Annotated in this window: 21 protein-coding genes; 10 read left to right on the top strand and 11 right to left on the bottom strand. The window is 61.6% G+C overall.

What is annotated here, in order from left to right:
- The first annotated feature begins 45 nt into the window (after positions 1–45).
- Positions 46–648, top strand: coding sequence for a vWA domain-containing protein (locus MRY17_RS14210; protein ID WP_181285308.1), 603 nt, complete (start codon positions 46–48; stop codon positions 646–648).
- A 109-nt stretch (positions 649–757) separates the two neighbouring features.
- Here MRY17_RS14210 and MRY17_RS14205 read toward each other — a convergent pair whose 3' ends face one another.
- A complete protein-coding gene (locus tag MRY17_RS14205) occupies positions 758–1,705 on the bottom strand; it encodes a DUF1853 family protein (protein ID WP_191951769.1) in 948 nt (315 codons plus the stop codon).
- 156 nt (positions 1,706–1,861) lie between these two features.
- Here MRY17_RS14205 and MRY17_RS14200 point away from each other — a divergent pair, with 156 nt between their 5' ends.
- Genes MRY17_RS14200 through pepN form a run of 6 tightly spaced genes read left to right on the top strand, consistent with a single transcriptional unit; the run spans position 1,862 to position 8,362 of the window.
- Positions 1,862–2,752 (top strand): NAD(+) kinase, encoded by an 891-nt coding sequence (locus MRY17_RS14200; RefSeq protein WP_057725186.1) that lies wholly within the window; start codon positions 1,862–1,864, stop codon positions 2,750–2,752.
- Positions 2,752–3,723 (top strand): metallophosphoesterase, encoded by a 972-nt coding sequence (locus MRY17_RS14195; RefSeq protein ID WP_181285301.1) that lies wholly within the window; start codon positions 2,752–2,754, stop codon positions 3,721–3,723. The genes MRY17_RS14200 and MRY17_RS14195 overlap by 1 nt, the downstream gene beginning before the upstream one ends.
- Complete coding sequence (locus MRY17_RS14190) at positions 3,720–4,589, top strand: rhomboid family intramembrane serine protease (RefSeq protein ID WP_181285302.1); 870 nt, start codon at positions 3,720–3,722, stop codon at positions 4,587–4,589. Before MRY17_RS14195 ends, MRY17_RS14190 begins: the two co-directional genes overlap by 4 nt.
- Positions 4,590–4,603: 14 nt before the next feature.
- The gene (locus tag MRY17_RS14185) at positions 4,604–4,864 is read left to right on the top strand and encodes a YeaC family protein (RefSeq protein WP_065895393.1); all 261 of its coding nucleotides are present in this window, start codon (positions 4,604–4,606) and stop codon (positions 4,862–4,864) included.
- Positions 4,861–5,691 carry a DUF2797 domain-containing protein gene (locus tag MRY17_RS14180; protein ID WP_243353941.1) on the top strand — a complete coding sequence of 277 codons (831 nt, stop codon included), beginning with the start codon at positions 4,861–4,863 and terminating at the stop codon, positions 5,689–5,691. Before MRY17_RS14185 ends, MRY17_RS14180 begins: the two co-directional genes overlap by 4 nt.
- Before the next feature lie 13 nt (positions 5,692–5,704).
- Positions 5,705–8,362, top strand: coding sequence for an aminopeptidase N (pepN, locus tag MRY17_RS14175; protein ID WP_243352344.1), 2,658 nt, complete (start codon positions 5,705–5,707; stop codon positions 8,360–8,362).
- Between the two features lie 724 nt (positions 8,363–9,086).
- On the opposite strand, the gene MRY17_RS14170 is transcribed toward pepN, so the two are convergent.
- From MRY17_RS14170 to MRY17_RS14140, 7 genes are all read right to left on the bottom strand, one after another.
- Positions 9,087–9,488 (bottom strand): cupin domain-containing protein, encoded by a 402-nt coding sequence (locus tag MRY17_RS14170; protein WP_243352343.1) that lies wholly within the window; start codon positions 9,486–9,488, stop codon positions 9,087–9,089.
- An 82-nt stretch (positions 9,489–9,570) separates the two neighbouring features.
- Positions 9,571–11,004, bottom strand: a complete 1,434-nt coding sequence (locus tag MRY17_RS14165; RefSeq protein ID WP_243352342.1) for a PLP-dependent aminotransferase family protein — start codon at positions 11,002–11,004, stop codon at positions 9,571–9,573.
- A gap of 69 nt (positions 11,005–11,073) precedes the next feature.
- Positions 11,074–11,841 (bottom strand): SDR family oxidoreductase, encoded by a 768-nt coding sequence (locus tag MRY17_RS14160; protein WP_191956822.1) that lies wholly within the window; start codon positions 11,839–11,841, stop codon positions 11,074–11,076.
- Positions 11,842–11,863: 22 nt separating this feature from the next.
- Entirely contained in the window at positions 11,864–12,931 is a 1,068-nt protein-coding gene (locus tag MRY17_RS14155; protein WP_243352341.1) for a phosphotransferase family protein, read from the bottom strand.
- 129 nt (positions 12,932–13,060) lie between these two features.
- Positions 13,061–14,014: a 2-hydroxyacid dehydrogenase gene (locus MRY17_RS14150; protein ID WP_191951765.1), complete on the bottom strand. Its 954-nt coding sequence runs from the start codon at positions 14,012–14,014 to the stop codon at positions 13,061–13,063.
- A gap of 100 nt (positions 14,015–14,114) precedes the next feature.
- Positions 14,115–14,639, bottom strand: coding sequence for a cysteine hydrolase family protein (locus tag MRY17_RS14145; RefSeq protein WP_181285202.1), 525 nt, complete (start codon positions 14,637–14,639; stop codon positions 14,115–14,117).
- Between the two features lie 255 nt (positions 14,640–14,894).
- Positions 14,895–15,338 carry a hypothetical protein gene (locus MRY17_RS14140; protein WP_191951763.1) on the bottom strand — a complete coding sequence of 148 codons (444 nt, stop codon included), beginning with the start codon at positions 15,336–15,338 and terminating at the stop codon, positions 14,895–14,897.
- A 274-nt stretch (positions 15,339–15,612) separates the two neighbouring features.
- Here MRY17_RS14140 and MRY17_RS14135 point away from each other — a divergent pair, with 274 nt between their 5' ends.
- Positions 15,613–16,890, top strand: a complete 1,278-nt coding sequence (locus tag MRY17_RS14135) for a serine/threonine transporter (protein ID WP_181285204.1) — start codon at positions 15,613–15,615, stop codon at positions 16,888–16,890.
- Positions 16,891–17,119: 229 nt separating this feature from the next.
- Here MRY17_RS14135 and acnB read toward each other — a convergent pair whose 3' ends face one another.
- Complete coding sequence (gene acnB, locus MRY17_RS14130; protein ID WP_243353940.1) at positions 17,120–19,729, bottom strand: bifunctional aconitate hydratase 2/2-methylisocitrate dehydratase; 2,610 nt, start codon at positions 19,727–19,729, stop codon at positions 17,120–17,122.
- A 396-nt stretch (positions 19,730–20,125) separates the two neighbouring features.
- Between acnB and MRY17_RS14125 the strand changes: the two genes are divergently transcribed.
- Positions 20,126–20,596: a DUF1289 domain-containing protein gene (locus tag MRY17_RS14125; RefSeq protein WP_243352340.1), complete on the top strand. Its 471-nt coding sequence runs from the start codon at positions 20,126–20,128 to the stop codon at positions 20,594–20,596.
- A gap of 134 nt (positions 20,597–20,730) precedes the next feature.
- Here the strand turns inward: MRY17_RS14125 and MRY17_RS14120 are convergent, their stop codons facing one another.
- Complete coding sequence (locus MRY17_RS14120; protein ID WP_181285206.1) at positions 20,731–21,594, bottom strand: universal stress protein; 864 nt, start codon at positions 21,592–21,594, stop codon at positions 20,731–20,733.
- Positions 21,595–21,739: 145 nt separating this feature from the next.
- On the opposite strand from MRY17_RS14120, the gene MRY17_RS14115 reads away from it, so the two are divergent.
- Positions 21,740–22,342 (top strand): tRNA-(ms[2]io[6]A)-hydroxylase, encoded by a 603-nt coding sequence (locus MRY17_RS14115; RefSeq protein ID WP_243352339.1) that lies wholly within the window; start codon positions 21,740–21,742, stop codon positions 22,340–22,342.
- On the opposite strand, the gene MRY17_RS14110 is transcribed toward MRY17_RS14115, so the two are convergent.
- Positions 22,298–23,497, bottom strand: a complete 1,200-nt coding sequence (locus MRY17_RS14110) for an MFS transporter (RefSeq protein ID WP_181285208.1) — start codon at positions 23,495–23,497, stop codon at positions 22,298–22,300. The genes MRY17_RS14115 and MRY17_RS14110 overlap by 45 nt on opposite strands.
- Positions 23,498–23,545 lie beyond the last annotated feature (48 nt).

The following is a 23,545-nucleotide window of genomic DNA, read 5'->3' as shown; positions in this document are numbered from 1 at the left end:
CCTCGACCTGACGCGGGGGCGGATGCGCGGCCCCAGGCAGGGCGACTGGACAACGGCAGGCAAGGCAAGGCGCGCAGCGCGGGACAGGGCCGGATCAACTGGCCGGGCACTTTGCTCGGTGGCAGGCCGCAGAATCGTGAAGATTTACGCTGGCAGCTGCGCAGTCACTCTGCCCATGAACTCTGGCTGGTGATTGTCGACGCCTCGGCTTCGACTCGCCGGCACCGGGCATTGAGCGATGCCAAGGGCTTGTTGGCGCAGTTGTTCGATGACGCCTATCGTCAACGGGCACGCCTTGCCTTGCTGACGGCCAGCGGGCAGTCGCCGAAGTGGCAGGTGCAGGGCTTGAAAGCGGCAAAAAGCCTGGCGCACTGGCTGGAACAGCTGGGCGCCGGAGGGGGGACGCCATTGCTGGCAGCCCTGACCGAGGCGGGGCATTGGCTGGTGGCGCGGCGCAAGCGTTATCCGGCTGAGCAGCAGCGCTTGCTGGTGATTACCGATGGGCGGCTCAAGGTGATCGACGGGTTGCCGCTGTTGGCGTGTCCGGGATGGCTGGTGGATATCGAGCGTGGGCCGATCAGGTTGGGGCGGGCGAGGGCGCTGGCTATGGGATTGCAGCTGGATTATCGGCATATCGATGATGAGTAGTGCCTGAGACGCCGCCATCGGGGGGCAAGCCCCCTCCCACAGGGGAACGCATTCCAAATGTGGGAGGGGGCTTGCCCCCGATGGCGATCTTCAATACACCACAGATTTATCAGCCTGCCCCCGGCACATTCGGCCAAAGATCCGCCACCAGAAACAACCGCTCCGCTTCCTCCCAATCCTCACCGTTCTCCACCAGCCGCACCAGCAACTGCGCCGGCGCCATCGGGTCCAGGTCTGCCAGCCAGCCTTCCATCTGCTCCTCACTCCACACCTCATCCGCCGGGTAATGCGCCGGCGCCAGCCACGCATGCCGGGGCAGGGGTTGCCAGCGGCCGGCGGGGCGGGTACTGACAAAGTCCTGCCAATCGCGTTGATGCAGCCAGCGCCCGCGCAAATGCTGCGGGTGGGCGCCGAGGGGCGGGTCGGCCTGGCCCGGCCATGGATAAAGCAGGTACCCGCCCAGCCACAGGTGCGCATCGAACTCCTGGATATCCAGCGTCGCCAGGGCCTCGCGGCTCTCCGGGCGCGCCGAGATCGGTAGTTGATGCTGGGCCAGGTGCGTCAGTTTGCGGTCCAGCCGGTCGTGGCAGCCGGGGCCGAGCCATTGCGCGGTGTCCTGGCCATTGCCGTCCTGTGGACCAAGATAGAGTTTGATCGCCAACTCCAGGTGATGCACGCCATCGCGGTCGCGCAGCAGCATATCCAGCTCGCCCAGGGTGTGCCCGGCACGGCGGATCGGCAGGTTCGCCGCCAGCAGCTCCACGCCGGGGGCATGCTGCACGGCGAACTGCCACAGGCGCTCATAATAGAGGCCCAGGCGCCGAGTGCGCGACAGGCTCAGCCAGTGCTGCAATGCGCGGCTGTCCTGATCGAGCGCACCTAACCAGGCTTCGAGCAAATGCGGCGCCTGGACCCAGTCGCTGCCCGCCAGCGGGTGGCGTTGCGGCCACGGCGTCTGTGCGAGCATTGGAGGCGCCAGCATGACCCACGCCAGGTCGCGCACCTCGGGGTGGCGCAATTGGCGGGGCAGGGCATGCAGGTCAGGGAACAGAGTCATGGTGCGAGCATAGCCTCTTGAGTTGCGTGCGGGTGCCTGGGCGTTGCCTGAGAACCATTGTCATCACAGGCCTGCGGCGACAAAGGATTTTGCCTGAAGCGGCCTTTCGCCCATAATCCTTTCTTTTTGCCACACCCCTATGCCCGCAGGAGCCCCATGGAGCAATTTCGCAATATCGGCATTATCGGTCGCCTGGGCAGTACCCAGGTGCTGGACACCGTCCGCCGGCTGAAAAAATTCCTGCTGGAACGCCACCTGCATGTGATCCTCGAAGACACCATCGGCGAAATCCTGCCGGGCCACGGCCTGCAGACCTCTTCGCGCAAAATGCTCGGCGAAGTGTGCGACATGGTCATCGTGGTCGGCGGCGACGGCAGCCTGCTCGGCGCGGCCCGCGCCCTGGCGCGGCATAACGTGCCGGTGCTGGGGATCAACCGGGGCAGCCTGGGGTTTCTCACCGATATTCGCCCCGACGAGCTGGAAGTCGAAGTGGCCAAGGTGCTCGACGGCCATTACCTGGTGGAAAACCGCTTCCTGCTGCAGGCCGAAGTGCGCCGCCACGGTGAGGCCATCGGCCAGGGCGATGCCCTCAATGACGTGGTGCTGCATCCCGGTAAATCCACACGGATGATCGAGTTCGAGCTGTATATCGACGGCCAGTTCGTGTGCAGCCAGAAGGCCGACGGCCTGATCGTCGCCACGCCCACGGGCTCCACCGCGTATGCGCTGTCGGCCGGTGGCCCGATCATGCATCCCAAGCTTGATGCCATTGTGATCGTGCCGATGTATCCCCATATGTTGTCGAGCCGGCCGATTGTGGTCGACGGCAACAGTGAGCTGAAGATCGTGGTGTCCAAAGACATGCAAATCTATCCGCAAGTCTCCTGCGACGGGCAGAACCATTTCACCTGCGCCCCCGGTGACACCATCACCGTGAGCAAGAAAGCCCAGAAGTTGCGCTTGATCCATCCACTGGACCACAACTACTACGAAGTGTGCCGCACCAAGCTGGGCTGGGGCAGCCGCTTGGGGGGTGGAGGCGACTGATGCTCGATCCCGCGCGTAGCTACGACCTGATTGGTGACGTGCACGGTTGCGCCCACACCCTTGAGCACTTGCTCGACCGGATGGGGTACCACAAGCAGGGCGGCACCTGGCGCCATCCGTCGCGCATGGCAGTGTTTCTCGGCGATATCATCGACCGCGGGCCACGCATTCGCGAAGCGCTGCATATCGTCCACGACATGACCGAGGCCGGCCAGGCGCTGTGCATCATGGGCAACCATGAGTTCAATGCGCTGGGGTGGACCACGCCGGCACCGCCGGGCAGCGGCAAGCAATTCGTGCGCGAGCACAACCCGCGCCATGCACGGCTGATCCAGGAGACGCTGACCCAGTTCGAACAGTACCCGGCCGACTGGCACGACTTCCTCGGCTGGTTCTACGATATGCCGCTGTTTGTCGACGCCGGGCGTTTTCGCGTGGTGCATGCCTGCTGGGATGAGAGCTTTATCCAGCCGCTGCGCGCGACCTTCCCGGATGGCTGCATCGATCAGCATTTCCTGCAGGCCGCCGCCGTTCCCGGCAGTTTTGCCTGCAACGCGTTCGATCGGCTGTTGCGCGGCACCGACATGCGCCTGCCCCACGGGCTCACCCTGACCGGTGGCGATGGGCTGACGCGCTCGTTCTTTCGCACCAAATTCTGGGAAGACGACCCGAAAACCTACGGCGATATTGTGTTCCAGCCCGACGCCTTGCCCGAACCGGTGGCGCGCACGCCGTTGTCGTCCACTGAAAAGAACGCCCTGCTGCGCTATGGCGTCGATGAGCCATTATTGTTCGTCGGTCATTACTGGCGCAGCGGCAAACCGGCGCCGATCCGCCCGAACCTGGCCTGCCTGGACTACAGCGCCGTGCTGTACGGCAAGCTGGTGGCGTATCGCCTGGACCAGGAAACCCGGCTGGATCCGCATAAATTCGTCTGGGTCGACGTTGAGCGACCTGAGGTTACCCAATGAGTACCGTGGCTGTATTGCGCCTGCCCCTGAGCGTCGACCTGGGCGGTTTTGTCAAGTTGCTGCAACGCATGCAGGTGCCCCATCGCGTCAGCGAGGAGGCGGGCGAACAAGTGCTGTGGGTGCCCGAGACCATCAGCGACGACGTGCGCGTGTTGTACCAGCGCTTTCCCGCCGGCGACCCCGACCAGCAGCTGGATATTCCCGAGCAGGCGCCGGTTGCGCGTCCCAGCTTTATCCAGCAGGTGCGGCATAGCCCGGTCACGGCACTGGTGCTGCTGGCAAGCCTGATCGTGGGCGCGGTGACGCTGCTCGGCGAAAACCTGCAAACCATGGCCTGGCTGACGTTCCTGCCGTTCCGCGTGCTGGGCGAGTACATCCAGTTCACGCCATTGGCCGACAGCCTGGCGTCCGGGCAGTGGTGGCGGTTGGTCACGCCGATGCTGATTCACTTCGGCATCCTGCACCTGGCCATGAACGGCATGTGGTACTGGGAGCTGGGTCGACGCATTGAAGCGCGCCAGGGCGGTATCAACCTGCTGGGCCTGACCCTGTTGTTCAGCCTGGTTTCCAATTACGCGCAGTACTTTTACGGCGGCCCGGGCCTGTTTGGCGGTTTGTCCGGCGTATTGTATGGCCTGCTCGGGCATTGCTGGATCTTTCAGTTACTCGCGCCCAACCCGGCTTATCGCCTGCCCCGTGGGGTGCTGGTGATGATGCTGGTGTGGCTGCTGCTCTGCCTGTCGGGGCTGGTCTCGATGATCGGCTTCGGTGAAATCGCCAACGCGGCCCATGTGGGCGGCCTGGTTATCGGTTGCCTGACCGGTTTGCTCGGCGGGCTGTACAACCGCCGCAAATCGTCTATTTGATAAGGAAGAGCCTTATGTCCTCTTTTGCTGAAATGATCGAAAACATCACCCCGGACATCTACGAGAGCCTCAAGCTCGCCGTGGAAATCGGCAAGTGGTCCGACGGCCGCAAGCTCACTGCCGAACAGCGGGAGCTGTCGTTGCAGGCGATGATCGCCTGGGAACTGCAGAACCTGCCCGAAGACCAGCGCACCGGCTACATGGGGCCGCAGGAATGCGCGTCGAAATCGGCACCGGTGCCGAACATCCTGTTCAAGTCGGATGCGATCCATTGATTGAAATCGGTCGTGGTGCAGTCAGTAAAATGTCGGCAGAACTCGGTGAGCCGACCGTTCAATATGCGTTTCGCCTGGGCGACACCGAGGTGCCGGTCAACCCGTTGATCGGCACCCATATTCGCCTGGAATACCTCGGTGCCATTCATTGCAGCCATTGCGGCCGCAAGACCAAAACCAGCTTCAGCCAGGGGTATTGCTACCCGTGCATGACCAAGCTGGCCCAGTGTGATTTATGCATCATGAGCCCCGAGCGTTGCCATTACGACGCAGGCACTTGCCGCGATCCGGGCTGGGGTGAAACATTCTGCATGACCGACCATGTGGTCTACCTGGCCAACTCGTCGGGGATCAAGGTCGGCATCACCCGCGCCACGCAGTTACCGACCCGCTGGCTTGATCAGGGCGCCAGTCAGGCGCTGCCGATCATGCGCGTGGCCACGCGCCAGCAGTCCGGCTTTGTCGAAGACCTGTTTCGCAGCCAGGTGGCCGACAAGACCAACTGGCGTGCGCTGCTCAAGGGCGACGCGCAGTCCGTCGACCTCAAGCAGGTACGCGATGAACTGTTTGCCGCCTGTGCCGAAGGCTTGCTGGGTTTGCAGGAACGCTTTGGCCTGCAGGCCATCCAAACCATTGCCGACGTCGAGCCGATCCAGATCCGCTATCCGGTCAAGCAGTATCCGGCCAAGATCGTCAGCTTCAACCTGGACAAGAATCCGATTGCCGAAGGCACGCTGCTGGGAATCAAGGGCCAATACCTGATCTTCGACACCGGCGTGATCAATATTCGTAAATACACGGCCTACCAGCTCGCCGTGCATCAGTAGAAGGATGCCACCCATGCGCACCGAACAACCGAAGATGATTTACCTGAAGGACTATCAGGCGCCGGACTACCTGATCGATGAGACGCACCTGACCTTCGAGTTGTTCGAGGACCACAGCCTGGTCCACGCGCAACTGGTGATGCGCCGCAATCCCCAGCGCGGCGCCGGGCTGCCGCCTTTGGTGCTGGATGGCCAGCATTTGGAGCTGTTGAGCGTCAATCTGGCCGACCAGCAGTTGACGGACGCTGACTACCAGTTGACCGACAGCCACCTGACCGTGCAGCCCACGCGTGAAACCTTCACCCTCGACACCACGGTCAAGATCCACCCGGAAACCAACACCGCTCTGGAAGGCCTGTACAAATCCGGCGGCATGTTCTGCACCCAATGCGAGGCCGAGGGTTTTCGCAAGATCACTTACTACCTCGACCGTCCCGACGTGATGAGTGTGTTCACCACCACGGTGATCGCCGAGCAGCACCGTTACCCTGTGCTGCTGTCCAACGGCAACCCGATCGCCAGCGGCCCCGGCGAAGACGGTCGGCACTGGGCGACCTGGGAAGACCCGTTCAAGAAACCGGCCTACCTGTTTGCCCTGGTGGCCGGCGACCTGTGGTGTGTCGAAGACAGCTTCACCACCATGACCGACCGCGAGGTCGCGCTGCGTATCTACGTCGAGCCGGAAAATATCGACAAATGCCAGCACGCCATGACCAGCCTGAAAAAATCCATGCGCTGGGATGAACAAACCTACGGCCGCGAGTACGACCTCGACATCTTCATGATCGTGGCGGTGAACGACTTCAACATGGGCGCCATGGAGAACAAGGGCCTCAATATCTTCAATTCCAGCGCCGTGCTGGCCCGCGCCGAAACCGCCACTGATGCTGCGCACCAGCGCGTCGAGGCCATCGTCGCCCACGAATACTTTCACAACTGGTCGGGCAATCGGGTGACCTGCCGCGACTGGTTCCAGTTGTCGCTCAAGGAAGGCTTCACCGTATTCCGCGACTCGGGCTTCTCCGCCGACATGAACTCGGCCACGGTCAAGCGCATCCAGGACGTGGCTTACCTGCGTACGCATCAATTCGCCGAGGATGCCGGGCCGATGGCCCACGCGGTACGCCCGGACAGCTTTATCGAGATCTCCAACTTCTACACCCTGACCGTGTACGAAAAGGGCTCGGAAGTGGTCGGCATGCTCCACACCTTGCTCGGCGCCGAGGGCTTTCGCAAAGGCAGTGACCTGTACTTCGAGCGCCATGATGGCCAGGCCGTGACCTGCGACGATTTCATCAAAGCCATGGAAGATGCCAACGGCGTCGACCTCACCCAGTTCAAACGCTGGTACAGCCAGGCCGGCACGCCGCGTTTGGCGGTGAGCGAGTCCTACGACGCTGCGGCCAGGACCTACAGCCTGACGTTCCGTCAGAGCTGCCCGCCAACCCCGGACAAGGTGGAAAAGCTGCCCTTCGTAATCCCGGTCGAGCTGGGCCTGCTGGACGCCAAGGGCGCCGGAATCGCCCTGCGCCTTGCCGGCGAAGCGACGGCTGGCGCTACCTCCCGAGTGATTTCGGTGACCGAAGCCGAGCAGACCTTCACCTTCGTCGACGTCGCGCAAAAACCGTTGCCTTCATTGCTGCGTGGTTTCTCCGCACCGGTGAAACTGAGCTTCCCGTATGACCGCGACCAACTGATGTTCCTAATGCAGCACGACAGCGACGGTTTCAACCGCTGGGACGCCGGCCAGCAATTGTCGGTGCAGGTGTTGCAGGAGCTGATCGGCCAGCACCAGGCAGGCCAGCCGCTGAAGCTCGATCAGCGCCTGATCGACGCGTTGCGCACGGTATTGAGTGATGAAAGCCTGGACCAGGCCATGGTCGCCGAAATGCTCTCGCTGCCGAGCGAAGCCTACCTGACCGAAATCAGCGACGTGGCGGATGTGGATGCCATTCACGCTGCCCGTGAGTACGCCCGCAAGCAACTGGCCGAGAACCTGTTCGAAGGCCTGTGGCTGCGCTACCAGGCCAACCGCGATCTGTCCCGGCACACCCCGTACGTGGCCGAGGCCGAGCACTTTGCCCGGCGCGCCCTGCAGAACATCGCGTTGTCGTACCTGATGCTCAGCGGCAAACCTGAAGTGCTGGCGGCGACACTGGATCAGTTCGACACCAGCGATAACATGACCGAACGCCTGACGGCCCTGGCTGTGCTGGTGAACTCACCGTTCGACGCGGAAAAAGCCCAGGCCCTGGCGGTGTTTGCCGAGAACTTCAAGGACAACCCGCTGGTCATGGACCAGTGGTTCAGCGTGCAGGCCGGCAGCACCCTGCCGGGCGGGCTGGCGCGGGTCAAGGCGTTGATGGAGCATCCGGCGTTCACGATCAAGAACCCGAACAAGGTGCGCGCGCTGATCGGCGCCTTTGCCGGGCAGAACCTGATCAACTTCCACGCGGCGGATGGCTCGGGCTACCGTTTCCTGGCGGACCTGGTGATCCAGCTCAATACGCTGAACCCGCAGATTGCTTCGCGCCAATTGGCACCCCTGACGCGCTGGCGTAAATACGACGCCGCCCGGCGAGCGCTGATGAAGGCGGAGCTGGAGCGCATTCTTGGCTCGGGCGAACTGTCCAGCGATGTGTTCGAGGTGGTCAGCAAGAGCCTTGCTTGACCTGGCTATCTTCCTGAAGATGGGGGCCAATGTGGGAGGGGGCTTGCCCCCGATGGCGGCCTCTGGGCCGACCAGGATGTTGGATTGGACCGAGTACATATCCGTTTCTGCGGTCACGGCCACTTAGGGTTCCGCTTTTACAGCGGCTCACTTTTGAAAAGCCGGAATGCCGGCCCAGTCAAAAGTAAGCAAAACGCTCTTGCCCCACCACTCGGCACCTCGCCTGGGCTCGGTGTGCCCTCTCTCCGGCTTGAATCCGTGGGCCGCCGCAATGGGCCATCCATGGCCCAGTGCGGCTAACCCGGCGTCCTGCCGGGTTACCCACGGATTCAAGCCTGCGTTCGGCCAGCGTGGTTTAACGGGGCGCTTAAGATCAAAAGCCAGATCAAGATCAAGAGCGACTCGCTTCGCATCGTGGTTACGGTTGAGCGCTACAGAGTTGTGTAGATACCTATGCCCCGATAGCGGTGGGTCAATGGGCTTATTCAGTGACTGACACGCTGCCATCGGGGGCAAGCCCTAATGCCAGTCAGTTAAGCGTAGACCGCCCTCCGTAGGAGCGAGCTTGCTCGCGAAGAACGTCGACGATAACGCGTGCTTCCTGAATGAACGCGGTGCCTGTGAGTTTTTCGCGAGCAAGCTCGCTCCTACAAAAAGCCTTAACTGACTGGCTTGGGGCAAGCCCCCTCCCACATTGATCAGAACGGGATTACCAACGTGCCGCTTATGGGGCAAGCGGCGTCAACACCTCGGCCTTGTCATCCAGCACCATCACCACCAGCAGCCTGGCGGGCCGGGTCTGGCTGGCGTTGCTCGATTCGAAGTGCCGCGAGCCGGCGGGCTCGTAGAACGAGTCACCGGCCTTGTAGGTAATGGCTTTCTCATCGTTGACCCGTGAGGTGATTTGGCCTTCCAGCACATACGCCACGGCGGTACCGGTGTGGCTGTGGGGCACGGTGGCTTGGCCGGGAGCGTAGTCCACGGTAAGCATGATGGTTTTCTTGCCGGGCACGTTGGCCAAGGCGTGCTCCTGCAACACCTTGAGCGTTTCCTCGTGGTACACAGGTTCGTGGGCGTAGGCATTGAGCGAGGCCAGTATCGAGGCAATGGCGAGCAGTCGTTTCATGAGGGGTTCCACATAGTTCGAGACCCGTTCACCGTACGCCCGGGGGCTTGGTCGACCAATGACCAATCCTGCGCAAAACCGCCTAGCCAATTTGCCGCAGAATGTCGCGGACCTTGTCCAGCGCCGGGTCGATATCGAGGGTTTCGATGGCGCCGAAGCCGAGAATCAGCCCCGGGCGTGGTGCCGTGTCGTGAAAAAACACATCCAGCGGGTAAAGCCCCACCTGCGCCTTGCGCGCCAATTCCATCAGCAGCGGGATATCCACCGGCACCTTGCACAGCGCGGCCAGATGGAACCCGGCCACCGTCGGCACCGCCTCGAACCAGGGCGACAGGTCACCCGCCAGGCGCTGCAGGATGCGCTCACGGCGCCCCGCATACACGCTGTGGCAGCGGCGAATATGTTTGAGCAGATAGCCTTCGCTGATGAACTTGGCCAGCGCCCATTGCGGCAGGGTCGAGCTGTGCTGGTCGGTCAGTTGCTTGGCCTTGAGGACCGCGCCATGGATCGCCGGCGGCAGCACCGCGTAGCCCAGGCGCAACTCGGGCAACAGGGTTTTGGAAAAGGTCCCGACGTAGGTCACCACGCCTCGCGTGTCCATGCTTTGCAGGGAGTCGGTGGGGCGGCCTTCGTAGCGGAACTCACTGTCGTAGTCGTCTTCGATGATGATCGCGCCGAGGGCGATGGCGCGGTCGAGCAGGGCCTCGCGCCGCGCCGGGCTCATGGGCATGCCGAGGGGGAACTGGTGGGACGGCGTCACATAGATCAGGCGGGTGCCATCCGGGATCTGGTCGACCTGGATGCCCTGGTCATCGACCGGTACGCTCGCGACCCTGGCGCCCATCGCCACGAACAACTGGCGCGCCGGGCTGTAGCCGGGGTCTTCCATGGCGACGATGCTGCCCGGCTCGAGGACCACGCGGGCGATCAGGTCCAGCGCTTGCTGGGCGCCATTGGTCACCACAATGTCAGCGGCGCGACCTTTCACCCCCCGGGAAAAAGCAATATGCCCGGCGATGGCCTCGCGCAGCGCCGGCAAGCCTTCCGGTTGGCTGTAGAAACCACTGTTCCGGGCGATGCGGCGCAACGCATCCAGGGTGCAGCGTCGCCATTCTTCCTGGGGGAACTGATTGCGCGTGGTGGCCCCGCCGATGAACTCGTAGCGCAGGATCTCATCGCGGGCGGGATGATGCATGGGCGAGGGCAACGCCGCCCATTTGCCCAGGTTGGCGGCGCAGGCCAGGTCGGTGGCGGTCTGCACGCGGTCGGGCCGGGGCGCCCACGCATTGACGAAGGTGCCCCGGCCAATCCGGCCGACCAGCAGGCCTTCATATGTCAGGGTGGCATAGGTGTCCGACACGGTTTTGCGCGAGACCCCCAGTTGCTCGGCGAGCAGGCGGCTGGGCGGCAATTGCGCGCCGGCTGAAAGTCGCCCGCCGGTGATGGCTTCGCGCAGTTGCTGGTAAAGCTGGGCAGCCAGGTCCTTGCGGCCGTTGATGACGAGGTGCAGTTCCATGTTTCATCCCGGGACAGATCGATCTGCGCCAAGGTTACGCGCAAATCGATCTGAAAAAACCAGGCGGGATCAGGACAGGAAGCCACCGTCCACATTCAACGACACCCCGGTGGTGTAACTGGACGCATCGCTGGCCAGGAACAACACGGCACCGGCCATTTCGCTGGGGTCGGCGACGCGCTTGAGCGGGATCTGCGCCAGGGCCATCTTCAGGATCGCGTCGTTCTTGACCAGCGCCGAGGCGAACTTGGTGTCTGTCAGGCCCGGCAGCAGCGCGTTGCAACGGATGCCGAACGCGGCGCATTCCTTGGCGAACACCTTGGTCATGTTGATCACGGCGGCCTTGGTCACCGAATAGATGCCCTGGAATACACCCGGGGAGATGCCGTTGATCGAGGCGACGTTGATGATGCTGCCGCCGCCGTTGTCGCGCATCAGCTTTCCGGCTTCCACCGACATGAAGAAATAGCCGCGGATGTTCACATCGACGGTCTTCTGGAACGCACCGAGGTCGGTGTCCAGCACGTTGCAGAACTGCGGATTGGTCGCGGCGTTGTTGACCAGGATGTCCAGGCGGCCGAACTGTTCACGGATACCGGCGAACACCTGGGCGATCTGCTCCATTTCGCCGATATGGCAGGCCACCGCAGTGGCCTTGCCGCCGTCGGCGATGATCGCGTCGGCAACGTGCTGGCAGCTTTCCAGTTTGCGGCTCGAGACAATCACGTGGGCGCCTTGCTGGGCCAGCAACTTGGCGATGGCTTCGCCGATGCCACGGCTGGCGCCGGACACGAAAGCAATCTTGCCGTCGAGGTCGAACAGGTGGGTCTTGGACATGAGCGGTTCCTTGTGATTGTTATCAGAGGGCGGATTTGCCGATGACCGCCAGGCTCATCTGCTCCAGCAGCGTGTTCATGTGAATGAACTGGGCAAAGCGTTTGTCCTGGGTCTGGCCGTGGAAGAAGCGGTAATAGATCTGCTGCACGATGCCGGCCAGCCGGAACAGGCCGTAGGTGTAGTAGAAGTCGAAATTGTCGATCCGGATGCCTGAGCGCTCGGCGTAGTAGTCGACGAACTGGCGGCGGGTCAGCATGCCGGGCGCGTTACTGGGCTGGCGACGCATCAACTGCACGGGGGCGGGGTCGGCGGCTTCGATCCAGTAGGCGAGGGTGTTGCCCAAGTCCATCAACGGGTCGCCGAGGGTGGTCAGTTCCCAGTCCAGCACGCCGATGATCTGCATCGGGTTGTGCGGGTCGAGGATCACGTTGTCGAAGCGATAGTCGTTATGCACGATGCTGGAGGTCGGGTGGTCGGCCGGCATCTTGTCGTTGAGCCAGGCGCGCACGGCTTCCCAACGGGGGGCATCGGGGGTCAGGGCTTTTTCGTAGCGCTCGCTCCAGCCACGGATCTGGCGTTCCACATAACCTTGCGGCCTGCCCAGGTCGGCCAGGCCGCAGGCGTTGTAGTCGACCTGATGCAGTTCGACGAACTTGTCGATAAAGCTTTTGCACAGGGCTTCGGTGCGTGTCGCGTTCAGGCCCAGCTCTGCAGGCAAGTCAGAGCGCAGGATGATGCCGTTGACGCGCTCCATCACATAGAACTCGGCGCCGATCACCGACTCGTCGGTGCAATGCACGTAGGCCTTGGGGCAATAGGGAAAGCCGTCTTTGAGCTGATTGAGAATGCGGTATTCGCGGCCCATGTCATGGGCGGACTTGGCCTTGTGGCCGAACGGCGGGCGACGCAATACGAATTCCTGGCCAGGGTATTCCAGCAGATACGTCAGGTTCGACGCGCCGCCGGGAAACTGGCTGATCTTGACCGTGCCGTGCAGGCCGGGAATATGGGCCTTGAGATAGGGATCGATCAGGCTGGCATCAAGTTCTTCGCCGGGGCGAATCTGGGTCGATTGGTCGTTAAGCGCCATGCTTATCCCTTCTGCTTATTTTAAAGGCCTTGGACTATTGGCTAATCTAATGTGGGGCGCCGCCCATCGACAAGGTCGGGGCGGCTTTATAGGCTAGCGTGTTGAAGCAGGATCAGCGTGCCTGATCGGTCATTTATCGGGCGCCGGCAATGCTACCGGCGTAAGTACCGGGCGGCCGGCGAAGTATTCCACCAGATTGTCGGCGACCCGTTGCACGGTATCGTGGGTGGCTTCCGGCGACAGGCCGGCCACATGCGAAGTCAGCACGGTATTGCCCAGGCGCTTGAGGGCGTCGGGCACCTTGGGTTCGTCGTCGAACACATCCAGCGCAGCGCCGCCGATACGTCGCTGTTCCAGCGCAGCCACCAGATCGGCGGTAACCACTACGCTGCCGCGGCCGATGTTGACCAGGAAGCCATTCGGCCCCAGAGCGTCGAGGGCGTGGCGATCGATCAGGTGGCGAGTGCCGGCGCCGCCGGGCGTGGCCAGGATCAGGAAATCCGAGGTGCGCGCCAGTTCCACGGCGGTTGAACAATAGGTGTAATCCACATCATCGCGAGGTTGACGGTTGTGATAACTCACCTCCATGCCAAATCCCAGGGATGCGCGCCTGGCGATCTCCAGGCCCACGGCGCCCAGCCCGAGAATTCCCAGCTGCTTGCCGCCCAGGGAAGGGCGCATCACCTTCGGCCATTCGTCGCGGCGCACGGCGGCGTCCGTCTGGGGGATGCCGCGCACCAGCGAGAGCAGCAACGCCATGGCATGGTCGGCCACCGACGGCGCATTCACACCTGCACCATTGGTCACCACGATCCCACGGTTGGCTGCTGCCTGCAGGTCTACATGCTCATAACCGGCACCGATCACGCAAATGATCTCCAGCAGCGGCAACGCGGCGATTTCTTCGGCATACAGCCCCAGTGGACCACGGGTCAATACCGCCTTGATCTGCCCGCCGTGGGCCTTGATCGCCTGCGCGCGTTCAGCGGGTGTCGGCGCCAGGATTACATGGAAATCATTGCTCTCGATGATTTGCAGGTATTCGTTGATGGTTTCAACCAGGACCAGAACGGTGTTAGGCATCGCAAGGTTCTTCCCTAAATACTCGAGTGCCTGAGTATGCGGGATTTGTCGGAAGGAGCGTAGGGCGCCGTAGGAGCGAGCAAGCTCGCTCCTGGAGCATTCAAAAACCGACTTCGACGGCGCGCATGCGCTTCACAAAGCCACCGGCCAAGGTCTCATTGTGATGATCGATGATCGCCTCGGCCGTTAACGCCGGGGTATCCATGCAAGTATGGGCGTCCTCCGGCAGCACCACCGAGAAGCCCATCTCCACCGCTACCCTGCAGGTGGTATCGACACAAAACTGGGTTTTCATGCCCACGATCACCAGCTCATCGATCTGCGCCTGAACCAGTCGTTGCGCCAGGTCGGTACCCAGAAAGCAGCTCGGACGGGTCTTGTTGAACAGATAGTCGCGGGATTCGTCGACCTCAAGACCGCCCCACAGCTGCCAGAGCGGGCTGCCGGCTTCAATGGGCGAACCGGCGGGGCCGGTGTGGCGTGCGACCAGGATGGGCGCGTTGGCGGTGCGGGCGCGCTGGATCAACTGGTTGATGGTATGCAGCACCCGTTCACGTTCGAAGGGTTTTTGCGGTCCGTCGTACAAGCCTCTTTGCATATCGATGATCAAAAGGGCGGCTGCCATGGTCTTGCTCCTTGTGAGTGCCGGGTGGCGGAGCAATAAAAAAGCCCCGTCCATTGCTGGCGGGGCTTTGGGTGACTTCAGGGTGTCTTTAGATGAACCACCCACAGCAACCGTACGACCCGCCGTCAGCGGTCGTAGTGGTGGTGCGGGTGAGGAACATTTCAATAAATATCATGCCCGGATCATGCCGGGACGCGCGCGAGGCTGTCAACGGGCGTGTGCGGGTTGTCCCCGACCTCGGCTTTTTAATCGGTATTACTGAGCAGTGGTCTGCCGTGCCTGGGCTTGCTCTCTTTGGGCGATCGGCATGAAATCGTACGTTGGATAAAATTCAGTCTCGTAGACACCCCAGGCGGTGTTCTCGATGGCGAGGTTGACTTCAGCCAGGCGCGACGCCGGCAGGCGCAGGACGATGACTTGTCCGATGCCCATGGTGATATTCCAGCTTACGACCTCCACCCCGGCAGGCGGGAACACGGTGTGAAACTCCTGTTTGGCAAGTTGGGCTTTCAATGTGCTGAGGGGCCGTGATTGATCGTGTTTAAGAAATACGGTCAACATGATCGCGTTATCGGGCGTAACGGCAGCAATATTCGCCCCTGCGGGTGGTTTGGTCTGGGCGGTGCCCGCGCCTGGTAACAGAGTGATGATTAACAGTGCAGGTAGCAATGTGAACTTGAACAGGTCGCGAATATTCATCGTGAAGCACCTTTATTGTTGGTTGATTGAGTGGCGCCTAACGATGGCAACGCAGCTCTACGTGATAAAGCGGACAGCATCTGAGTTTGTTGTCGGACCGTTCTTTAATGTGCAGATTTCGGAGGTGCTGGCAGTATCAGCGCATTGCCATTCCTCAGCTAAGCCTTTGCTTATTCTCAATAATCCCGGACAATCGCGCCCCTGTTGAGGTCGGGGCGCTGCCTGTCAGGTTTTCTGACTCGTTCCGGCCGTGTGAATGCGGAGATCCGACCGGATGAATGATCAGGCCAATAGCGTCGACGAACGCTATGCAACGACACCTGCAACGCTCACAAGCTGGAGCCGCCAGGACACCACCTGGATGCTTGGGCTGTTCGGCACCGCCATCGGCGCCGGTACTTTGTTCTTGCCGATCAATGCGGGCCTGGGGGGCTTCTGGCCGCTGGTGATCCTGGCGTTGCTGGCCTTCCCGATGACATTCTTTGCTCACCGTGGGCTGACCCGTTTCGTCCTGTCCGGCCGTGAAGGTTCCGACATTACCGACGTGGTCGAAGAACATTTCGGTCTCAAGGCCGGCGCCTTGATCACCTTGCTGTACTTCTTCGCGATCTTTCCGATCCTGCTGATCTACAGCGTGGCCCTGACCAACACCGTCAGCAGTTTCATGGAACATCAACTGCACATCATGCCGCCGCCGCGAGCTGTCCTGGCGTTTGTGCTGATCCTGGGCCTGCTGGCCGTGGTGCGTTGCGGTGAGCAGGTGATCGTCAAGGCCATGAGCCTGATGGTGTATCCGTTTATCGTGGCCTTGCTGTTCCTCGCCGTCTATCTGGTGCCGCACTGGAACGGCGGCATTCTCAGCACCGCCAGTGAGGTGCCGGCGCCGTCGGCGTTGCTCAATACGCTGTGGCTGGCGATTCCGGTAATGGTGTTCTCGTTCAACCATTCGCCGATCATCTCGGCCTTTGCCGTTGACCAGAAACGCCAGTACGGCGCACACGCCGAAGAGCGCAGTTCACAGATTTTGTCCCGCGCGCACCTGTTGATGGTGGCGATGGTGCTGTTCTTCGTATTCAGTTGTGTGCTGACCCTGTCCCCGGCGCAGTTGGCCGAGGCGAAGGCGCAGAACCTGTCGATCCTGTCGTACCTGGCCAACCATTTCGATAACCCGACCATTGCCTTCGCCGCGCCGTTGATTGCGTTCGTGGCGATTGCCAAATCGTTCCTGGGTCACTACATCGGCGCCAGCGAGGGCCTCAAGGGCCTGGTGCTCAAGACCGGTCGCCGTCCGGCCGCCAAATCGCTGGACCGCATGACCGCTGCCTTCATGCTGGTGGTGTGCTGGATCGTCGCCACGCTGAACCCGAGCATTCTCGGCATGATCGAGACCCTGGGCGGGCCGGTGATTGCGTCGATCCTGTTCCTGATGCCGATGTATGCGATCCGCAAGGTGCCGGCGATGGCCAGGTACCGTGGGCAGGCGTCGAATGTGTTTGTCACGGCGGTGGGGTTGGTGGCGATTACGGCGTTGGTGTATTCGCTGGTTGCGTAAAGTCCGATACGGCCTTCAAGAGCTACAAAGATCCAACTGTGGGAGGGGGCTTGCCCCCGATAGGGGAGTATCAGTCACTTGTGAGTTGACTGAACCACTGCTATCGGGGGCAAGCCCCCTCCCACATGTGTTTTATGGTGTTGCTGATACTTTATTCCGGGCATAAAAAACGCCGCGTACCTTGCGATACGCGGCGCTGCTTACGCTGTATAGCTACATCAACACACCATCAAGCTTGAATCACCGGGATGTTGGCGCTTGCCGCGATCTTGCGGAACTCGGCGATCTGGTCGAAGTTCAGGTAGCGGTAGACGTCACTGGCCATGGTGTCCAGTTTCGCCGCGTAACCCATGTACTCCTCGACGGTCGGCAGGCGACCCAGGGTAGAAGCCACTGCCGCCAGCTCGGCCGAAGCCAGGTAGACGTTGGCGCCATCGCCCAGACGGTTCGGGAAGTTACGGGTCGACGTCGATACCACGGTCGAATTCGGTTCTACGCGTGCCTGGTTACCCATGCACAGCGAGCAGCCCGGCATTTCCATGCGCGCGCCAGCCTTGCCGTAGATGCCGTAGTAGCCTTCTTCGGTCAGTTGGTGAGCGTCCATCTTGGTCGGCGGCGACAGCCACAGACGGGTTGGCAGCTGGCCCTTGACCTGCTCCAGCAGCTTGCCGGCCGCGCGGAAGTGACCGATGTTGGTCATGCACGAGCCGATGAACACTTCGTCGATCTTCTCACCGGCAACGCTGGACAGCAGACGGGCGTCGTCCGGGTCGTTCGGTGCGCAGAGGATCGGCTCGTTGATTTCCGCCAGGTCGATCTCAATGATTTCGGCGTATTCGGCGTCGGCATCGGCTTCCATCAGCTCCGGATTGGCCACCCAGGCTTCCATCGCTTGGGCGCGACGTTCCAGGGTGCGTGCATCGCCGTAGCCTTCGCCGATCATCCAGCGCAGCAGGGTGATGTTGGAGTTCAGGTACTCGGTGACGGAGTCTTTGGACAGCTTGATGGTGCAACCGGCAGCCGAACGTTCGGCCGAGGCGTCGGACAGCTCGAACGCCTGCTCCAGCGTCAGGTCATTCAGGCCTTCGATTTCCAGGATACGGCCGGAGAAGGCGTTTTTCTTGCCTTTCTTCTCTACGGTCAGCAGGCCAGCCTGGATCGCGTAGTAAGGAATGGCATGCACCAGGTCACGCAGGGTGATGCCAGGCTTCATTTTGCCCTTGAAGCGCACCAGGATCGATTCCGGCATGTCCAGTGGCATTACGCCAGTGGCAGCGGCGAACGCCACCAGGCCGGAACCGGCCGGGAACGAGATGCCCATCGGGAAACGGGTGTGGGAGTCACCACCGGTACCCACGGTGTCCGGCAGCAGCATGCGGTTCAGCCAGCTGTGGATGATGCCGTCGCCTGGACGCAGCGATACACCGCCACGGGTCATGATGAAGTCAGGCAGGGTGTGGTGGGTGGTCACGTCGATCGGCTTTGGATAGGCCGCGGTGTGGCAGAACGACTGCATCACCAGGTCGGTTGAGAAGCCCAGGCATGCCAGGTCTTTGAGTTCATCACGGGTCATCGGACCGGTGGTGTCCTGGGAGCCCACGGTGGTCATCTTCGGTTCGCAGTAGGTGCCAGGGCGAACGCCTTTGCCTTCCGGCAGGCCGCACGCCTTGCCGACCATTTTCTGCGCCAGGGTGAAGCCCTTGCCGGTGTCGACAGGTGCTTCAGGCAGCTTGAACAGGTCGGTAGGGCCCAGGCCCAGTTCGGCACGGGCCTTGTCGGTCAGGCCGCGACCGATGATCAGCGGGATACGGCCGCCGGCGCGCACTTCGTCCAACAGCACCGGGGTCTTCATTTCGAAGGTGGTGATGACTTCGTCGGTGCCGTGTTTGCAGACTTTGCCAGCATGGGGGTACAGGTCGATCACGTCGCCCATGTTCATGTTGGAGACGTCGAACTCGATTGGCAGTGCGCCGGCATCTTCCATGGTGTTGTAGAAGATGGGAGCGATCTTGCTGCCGAAGCAGAAGCCGCCGGCGCGCTTGTTCGGCACGTAAGGGACGTCGTCGCCGAAGAACCACAGCACGGAGTTGGTCGCGGATTTACGCGAGGAACCGGTACCGACCACGTCACCGACGTAGGCGATCGGGAAGCCTTGGCCGCGCATCTCTTCGATCTGCTTCATCGGGCCGGTCTTGCCTTGCTCGTCCGGCACGATGCCTTCACGGGCCATCTTCAGCATGGCCAGGGCGTGCAGCGGGATGTCGGGACGTGACCAGGCATCCGGCGCGGGGGACAGGTCGTCGGTGTTGGTTTCGCCGGTAACCTTGAACACACGCAGGCTGATCTTGTCGGCCAGGGTAGGGCGGTTGCGGAACCACTCGCCGTCAGCCCAGGACTGGATCACGCCCTTGGCGTGTTCGTTGCCGTTGCGGGCTTTTTCCGCCACGTCGTGGAAGGCGTCGAACATCAACAGGGTGTGCTTGAGCTGGGCGGCCGCGACAGGCGCCAGCTCGGCGTCGTCCAGCAGCTCGACCAGCGTCACGATGTTGTAGCCGCCTTGCATGGTGCCAAGCAGTTCAACCGCGCGCTTTTTGTCGATCAGGGGGGAGGTGGCTTCGCCTTTGGACAGGGCGGACAGGAAGCCGGCCTTGACGTAGGCAGCTTCGTCAACGCCTGGCGGAATGCGGTTGGTGATCAGGTCAACGAGGAATTCTTCTTCGCCAGCCGGAGGATTTTTCAGCAGCTCGACCAGGCCTGCGGTTTGTTCGGCGTTAAGCGGCTGGGGAACGATACCCAGGGCGGCACGCTCTTCGATATGTTTGCGGTAGGCTTCAAGCACAGTTATTACCCTCATCAGTGGTCCCACGGGACGCTCATCCAGGAATGACCGGCACGCGTGCGCTCGGGGGCTTTTTGGGCCGCAAAGCCAGCGCTGCCGGCATTCCTTACAGAAGCTGCTTTCAAAGTTTTACGCCTGCAGAACGGAGCTGATGAGGGTTGGCGCAAGCATTGACCTACCGGGGTCAAACCTGCGCCAACACCGTTCTGAAGGAACGACTGTGCTCGTGACGCTTTGAAAACAGCTTCCAGCGGATTATTGGCGCCTTACAAGGCCGGGTGATTCTACGGCAAAAAAAATCTAAAGGTAAGTTGCGTCGCCAAGTTTGCAGGGTGATCAACCTTAGACAAAGGGCTAACATGGCGCACTGTTTCGCTGATTTGCGTGTTTTCGCCCATGCCCAACCAAACCATCAAGACCCCCTGCGTCGGCCTGTGCTCCACGGTCTACGGCGATCTCGTGTGCCGTGGCTGCAAGCGCTTTCACCATGAGGTGATCCAGTGGAATGGCTATAACGAAGAAGAGAAACGCGCGGTCTGGCTCAGGCTTGAACAGTTGCTGGTGCAGGTGATGGCCGGCAAAGTCGAGGTTTTCGACCCCAAGATGCTGCGTGGGCAGTTGGAACAGCGCAAGATTCGCTTTGTGCCGCATCAGTCCGAATATTGCTGGGCCTACCAGCTGATTGCGCGCGGGGCGCGGGTGATCAATAACCTGGAGGCCTACGGCATGGTGCTGTTGCCGGAATTTCGCGATTGGGCGCTGCCGCAGCTGCGTGACGCCATTGACCGGGAGTTCTTTATTCTGTCCGAGGCCCATTACCAGCGCTATATCGCACCGGGCTTCCTGAAGGATGCATTCGCTGGCTGACAATACAGCTCCAAAGTGTGGGAGGGGGCTTGCCCCCGATGGCTGAGTATCAGCTACCAGATGCATTGGCTGACACACTGTCATCGGGGGCAAGCCCCTCCCACATTGGGTTCTCGGTGCCTGAAGGAGCGATGTCAGGACTTGGTGGCGAGTTCTTCCAAATGATCCATCAGTGTCTGCGGCTTGAGCACCAGCACGTCGCTTTCCACCGCATCGAGCACCACTTCCGCCGTATTGCCGATCAACGCCCCGGAAATCCCGGTACGCGCCACGGTGCCGATGATAGTGACCGCCGCTTGCCATTTATGCGCCGCGAAGGGAATCAGCACATCCGCCGGCCCTTCCTCGATATGCAGGTGTGCATCATTCACGTCGAATTCGGCCTGGAAGGCTTTGCATTGCTCGCGATAACGCGCCGCGATGGTTTCCCTGAGCTGGAAGGTCGGGTCCGCCGCCGACAGCATCGGCGATGGATGTGCGCTGATGACATGCAATTGCGCCTTGGCCAGGCTGGCGATATCGAAACCGTGGTCGATGATGGCGTTGTGCAGCGAGCGGTGCTCACTGTCGGTATTGCCCACGTCGATGGCCGCCAGAATCACCCGCTCGGCCCAGGGCGTTGCCGTCTTGACCAGCAGCACGGGCGTTGGGCAGTAGCGCAGCAGTTTCCAGTCCGCCGGGGTCAGCAGCGCCTTTTTCAACGGGCTGTCGGGAACGTGCTGCTTGATCACCAGCCCGCAGCCTTCGGCCTGCTGCACCTCGATAATGGTTTCGTGCAGGCTGTCGTTCCAGGCTTGCTCGGTGCTGACGCTATACCCATCCTCCTGCAGGCCGGACTTGAGCAGACTCAGCAGCGCCGAATGCTCGTGCTTTCTGTCACAGACCAGCAGATGCAAGTGCGCGCCGGTGACCCCGGCGATCAGCTTGGCGCGCTTGAGGGCCAGGCTTTCGGAATGCTCGGGCTCGATGACCACCAGGATGCTGCGGATGGCTTGCATGGTCGGATCTCCAGGAAGGGGCTGCAACAACTATAGTTGCTGCTGGCCTGGCGTCATCTTGATGTACATCAAGGCCCATGGCTGGCGGTCTGCGGCGGGGTCGGTATAATCGGCGCCCCTTTGCGATCCTTTGCCCGTGAGCCCGATGATCCTGCCCGAAATCCACGAATTCCTCGGCTGCCGCACCCCTGATGCCTGGGTGCAGGCCGCGCTGGCCGATCAGGACACTCTGCTGATCGATCACAAGAACTGTGAATTCAAAGCCGCCAGCACCGCCCTGAGCCTGATCGCCAAGTACCACGGCCATGTCGACCTGATCAATATGATGTCGCGCCTGGCCCGGGAAGAGCTGGTGCATCATGAGCAGGTCATGCGCCTGATCAAGAAACGCAAGGTCGAGCTGCGTCAATTGTCCGCTGGCCGTTACGCCTCGGGCTTGCGCAAGGTGGTGCGCAACCATGAGCCGGTCAAGCTGGTGGACACGCTGGTGGTGAGTGCCTTTATCGAAGCGCGCAGCTGCGAGCGTTTCGAAGCCCTGGTGCCGCATCTGGACGAAGAACTCGGCAAGTTCTATTTCGGGTTGCTCAAAAGCGAAGCCCGGCATTTCCAGGGCTACTTGAAATTGGCGTACCAGTACGGTGACGCCAAGGACATCGCCCAGGTGATCGAGCGGGTCAGGGCGGCCGAGCATGAACTGATCGAGTCACCCGACGTTGAGTTCCGCTTTCACAGCGGCGTGCCAGCCTGAAGCCACTGCCATGCCGATCAAGGCGCTGATCCCGGTCAGCACCAGGATTACCGCTTGCGTGCCAAGCGGCGCGGCCAGCACGGCAATCATCAGGCCCGCCAAGGGCTGGGCCAGGTTGTTGAGCAAGGTGATCACCCCCACCGTCTTGCCGAAATCCTGCACCGGAATGACCCGCTGACGCATGCTGCGCATATACACGTTGAACATTTTGTCGAAACCGGTCACCAGCAGGAAGCCCACGATGTACGCCCACAAGCACGGGCTGATGGCAGTCATCAGCGCGCCGACGACAATCATCAAATACGACAGCCCGCCGAGCACCTTCAGCGCCAGGGTCGAACGCGCCAGGTAAAACAGAATCACGAGGGTAACCACCGCGCCAGCGGCTTGCAGCAGGGCGTAGGCGTCCTTGTCCGCCGCGTATTGCCCGGTGACCATCGCCGCCGAGGTGGCCAGCGTGACCCCGACAATCAGGTTCACACCGACCGCCAGGGTAATGATGCGTTTCAACTCCACCCGGTTACGGATGTGGCCGAAGGCGGTACGCAAGGGTTGCAGCCAGAGACCCGAGTGTTGCTCATGGACAGGCAGGTGCACCGTGGTGTTGCGCTGCCAGATCAGCATCGCCAGGTCCGCCAGCACAAACAGCACGGCAATCCCCAGCACTGCCCAAGGCCACGGCCAGACCTCCAGCATCAGTGCCGCCACCAAAGGCCCGAGCACCAGGCCGCTCTGGTCGGCGATCTGCGAATAGGACAAGGTTTTGGCGTAGGTGTAGTGCTGGAAGATGTGCGGCATCACCACTTCCCGCGCCATGATGCCCTGGGTGGTCAATACCCCGCACAACGCGGACAGCATCACCAGCCACTGGATACCGTCGAACAGCCCATACAGCGCCACCGCCACCGCGCAGGCTGCGGCCCGATACACCTGGCTGATATGCAGGATGCGCACGGGGGAAAACCGGTCGCACAAGGCCCCGCACACGGGAAACGCCAGGTAGCGCGGCAGCGATTCGACAAAGAACGCCAAGCCCGCCCACGACACGCTGCCGGTGGTCTGGAACACCACCAGCGGCACGATGAATAGCAGGATCTGGTCCGCCAGCCGCGACAGGAACAGTGAAACGAAGAACGCCAGGTAATCCCTGCGCATATGACTCCCTATGAATGGCGTAAAAAAGTGCAGGCTATTTGTTAAAAA

The organism is Pseudomonas orientalis (assembly GCF_022807995.1).
GTDB classification, from domain to species: domain Bacteria; phylum Pseudomonadota; class Gammaproteobacteria; order Pseudomonadales; family Pseudomonadaceae; genus Aquipseudomonas; species Aquipseudomonas orientalis_B.
This window is presented reverse-complemented; position numbering and strand designations above follow the sequence as displayed.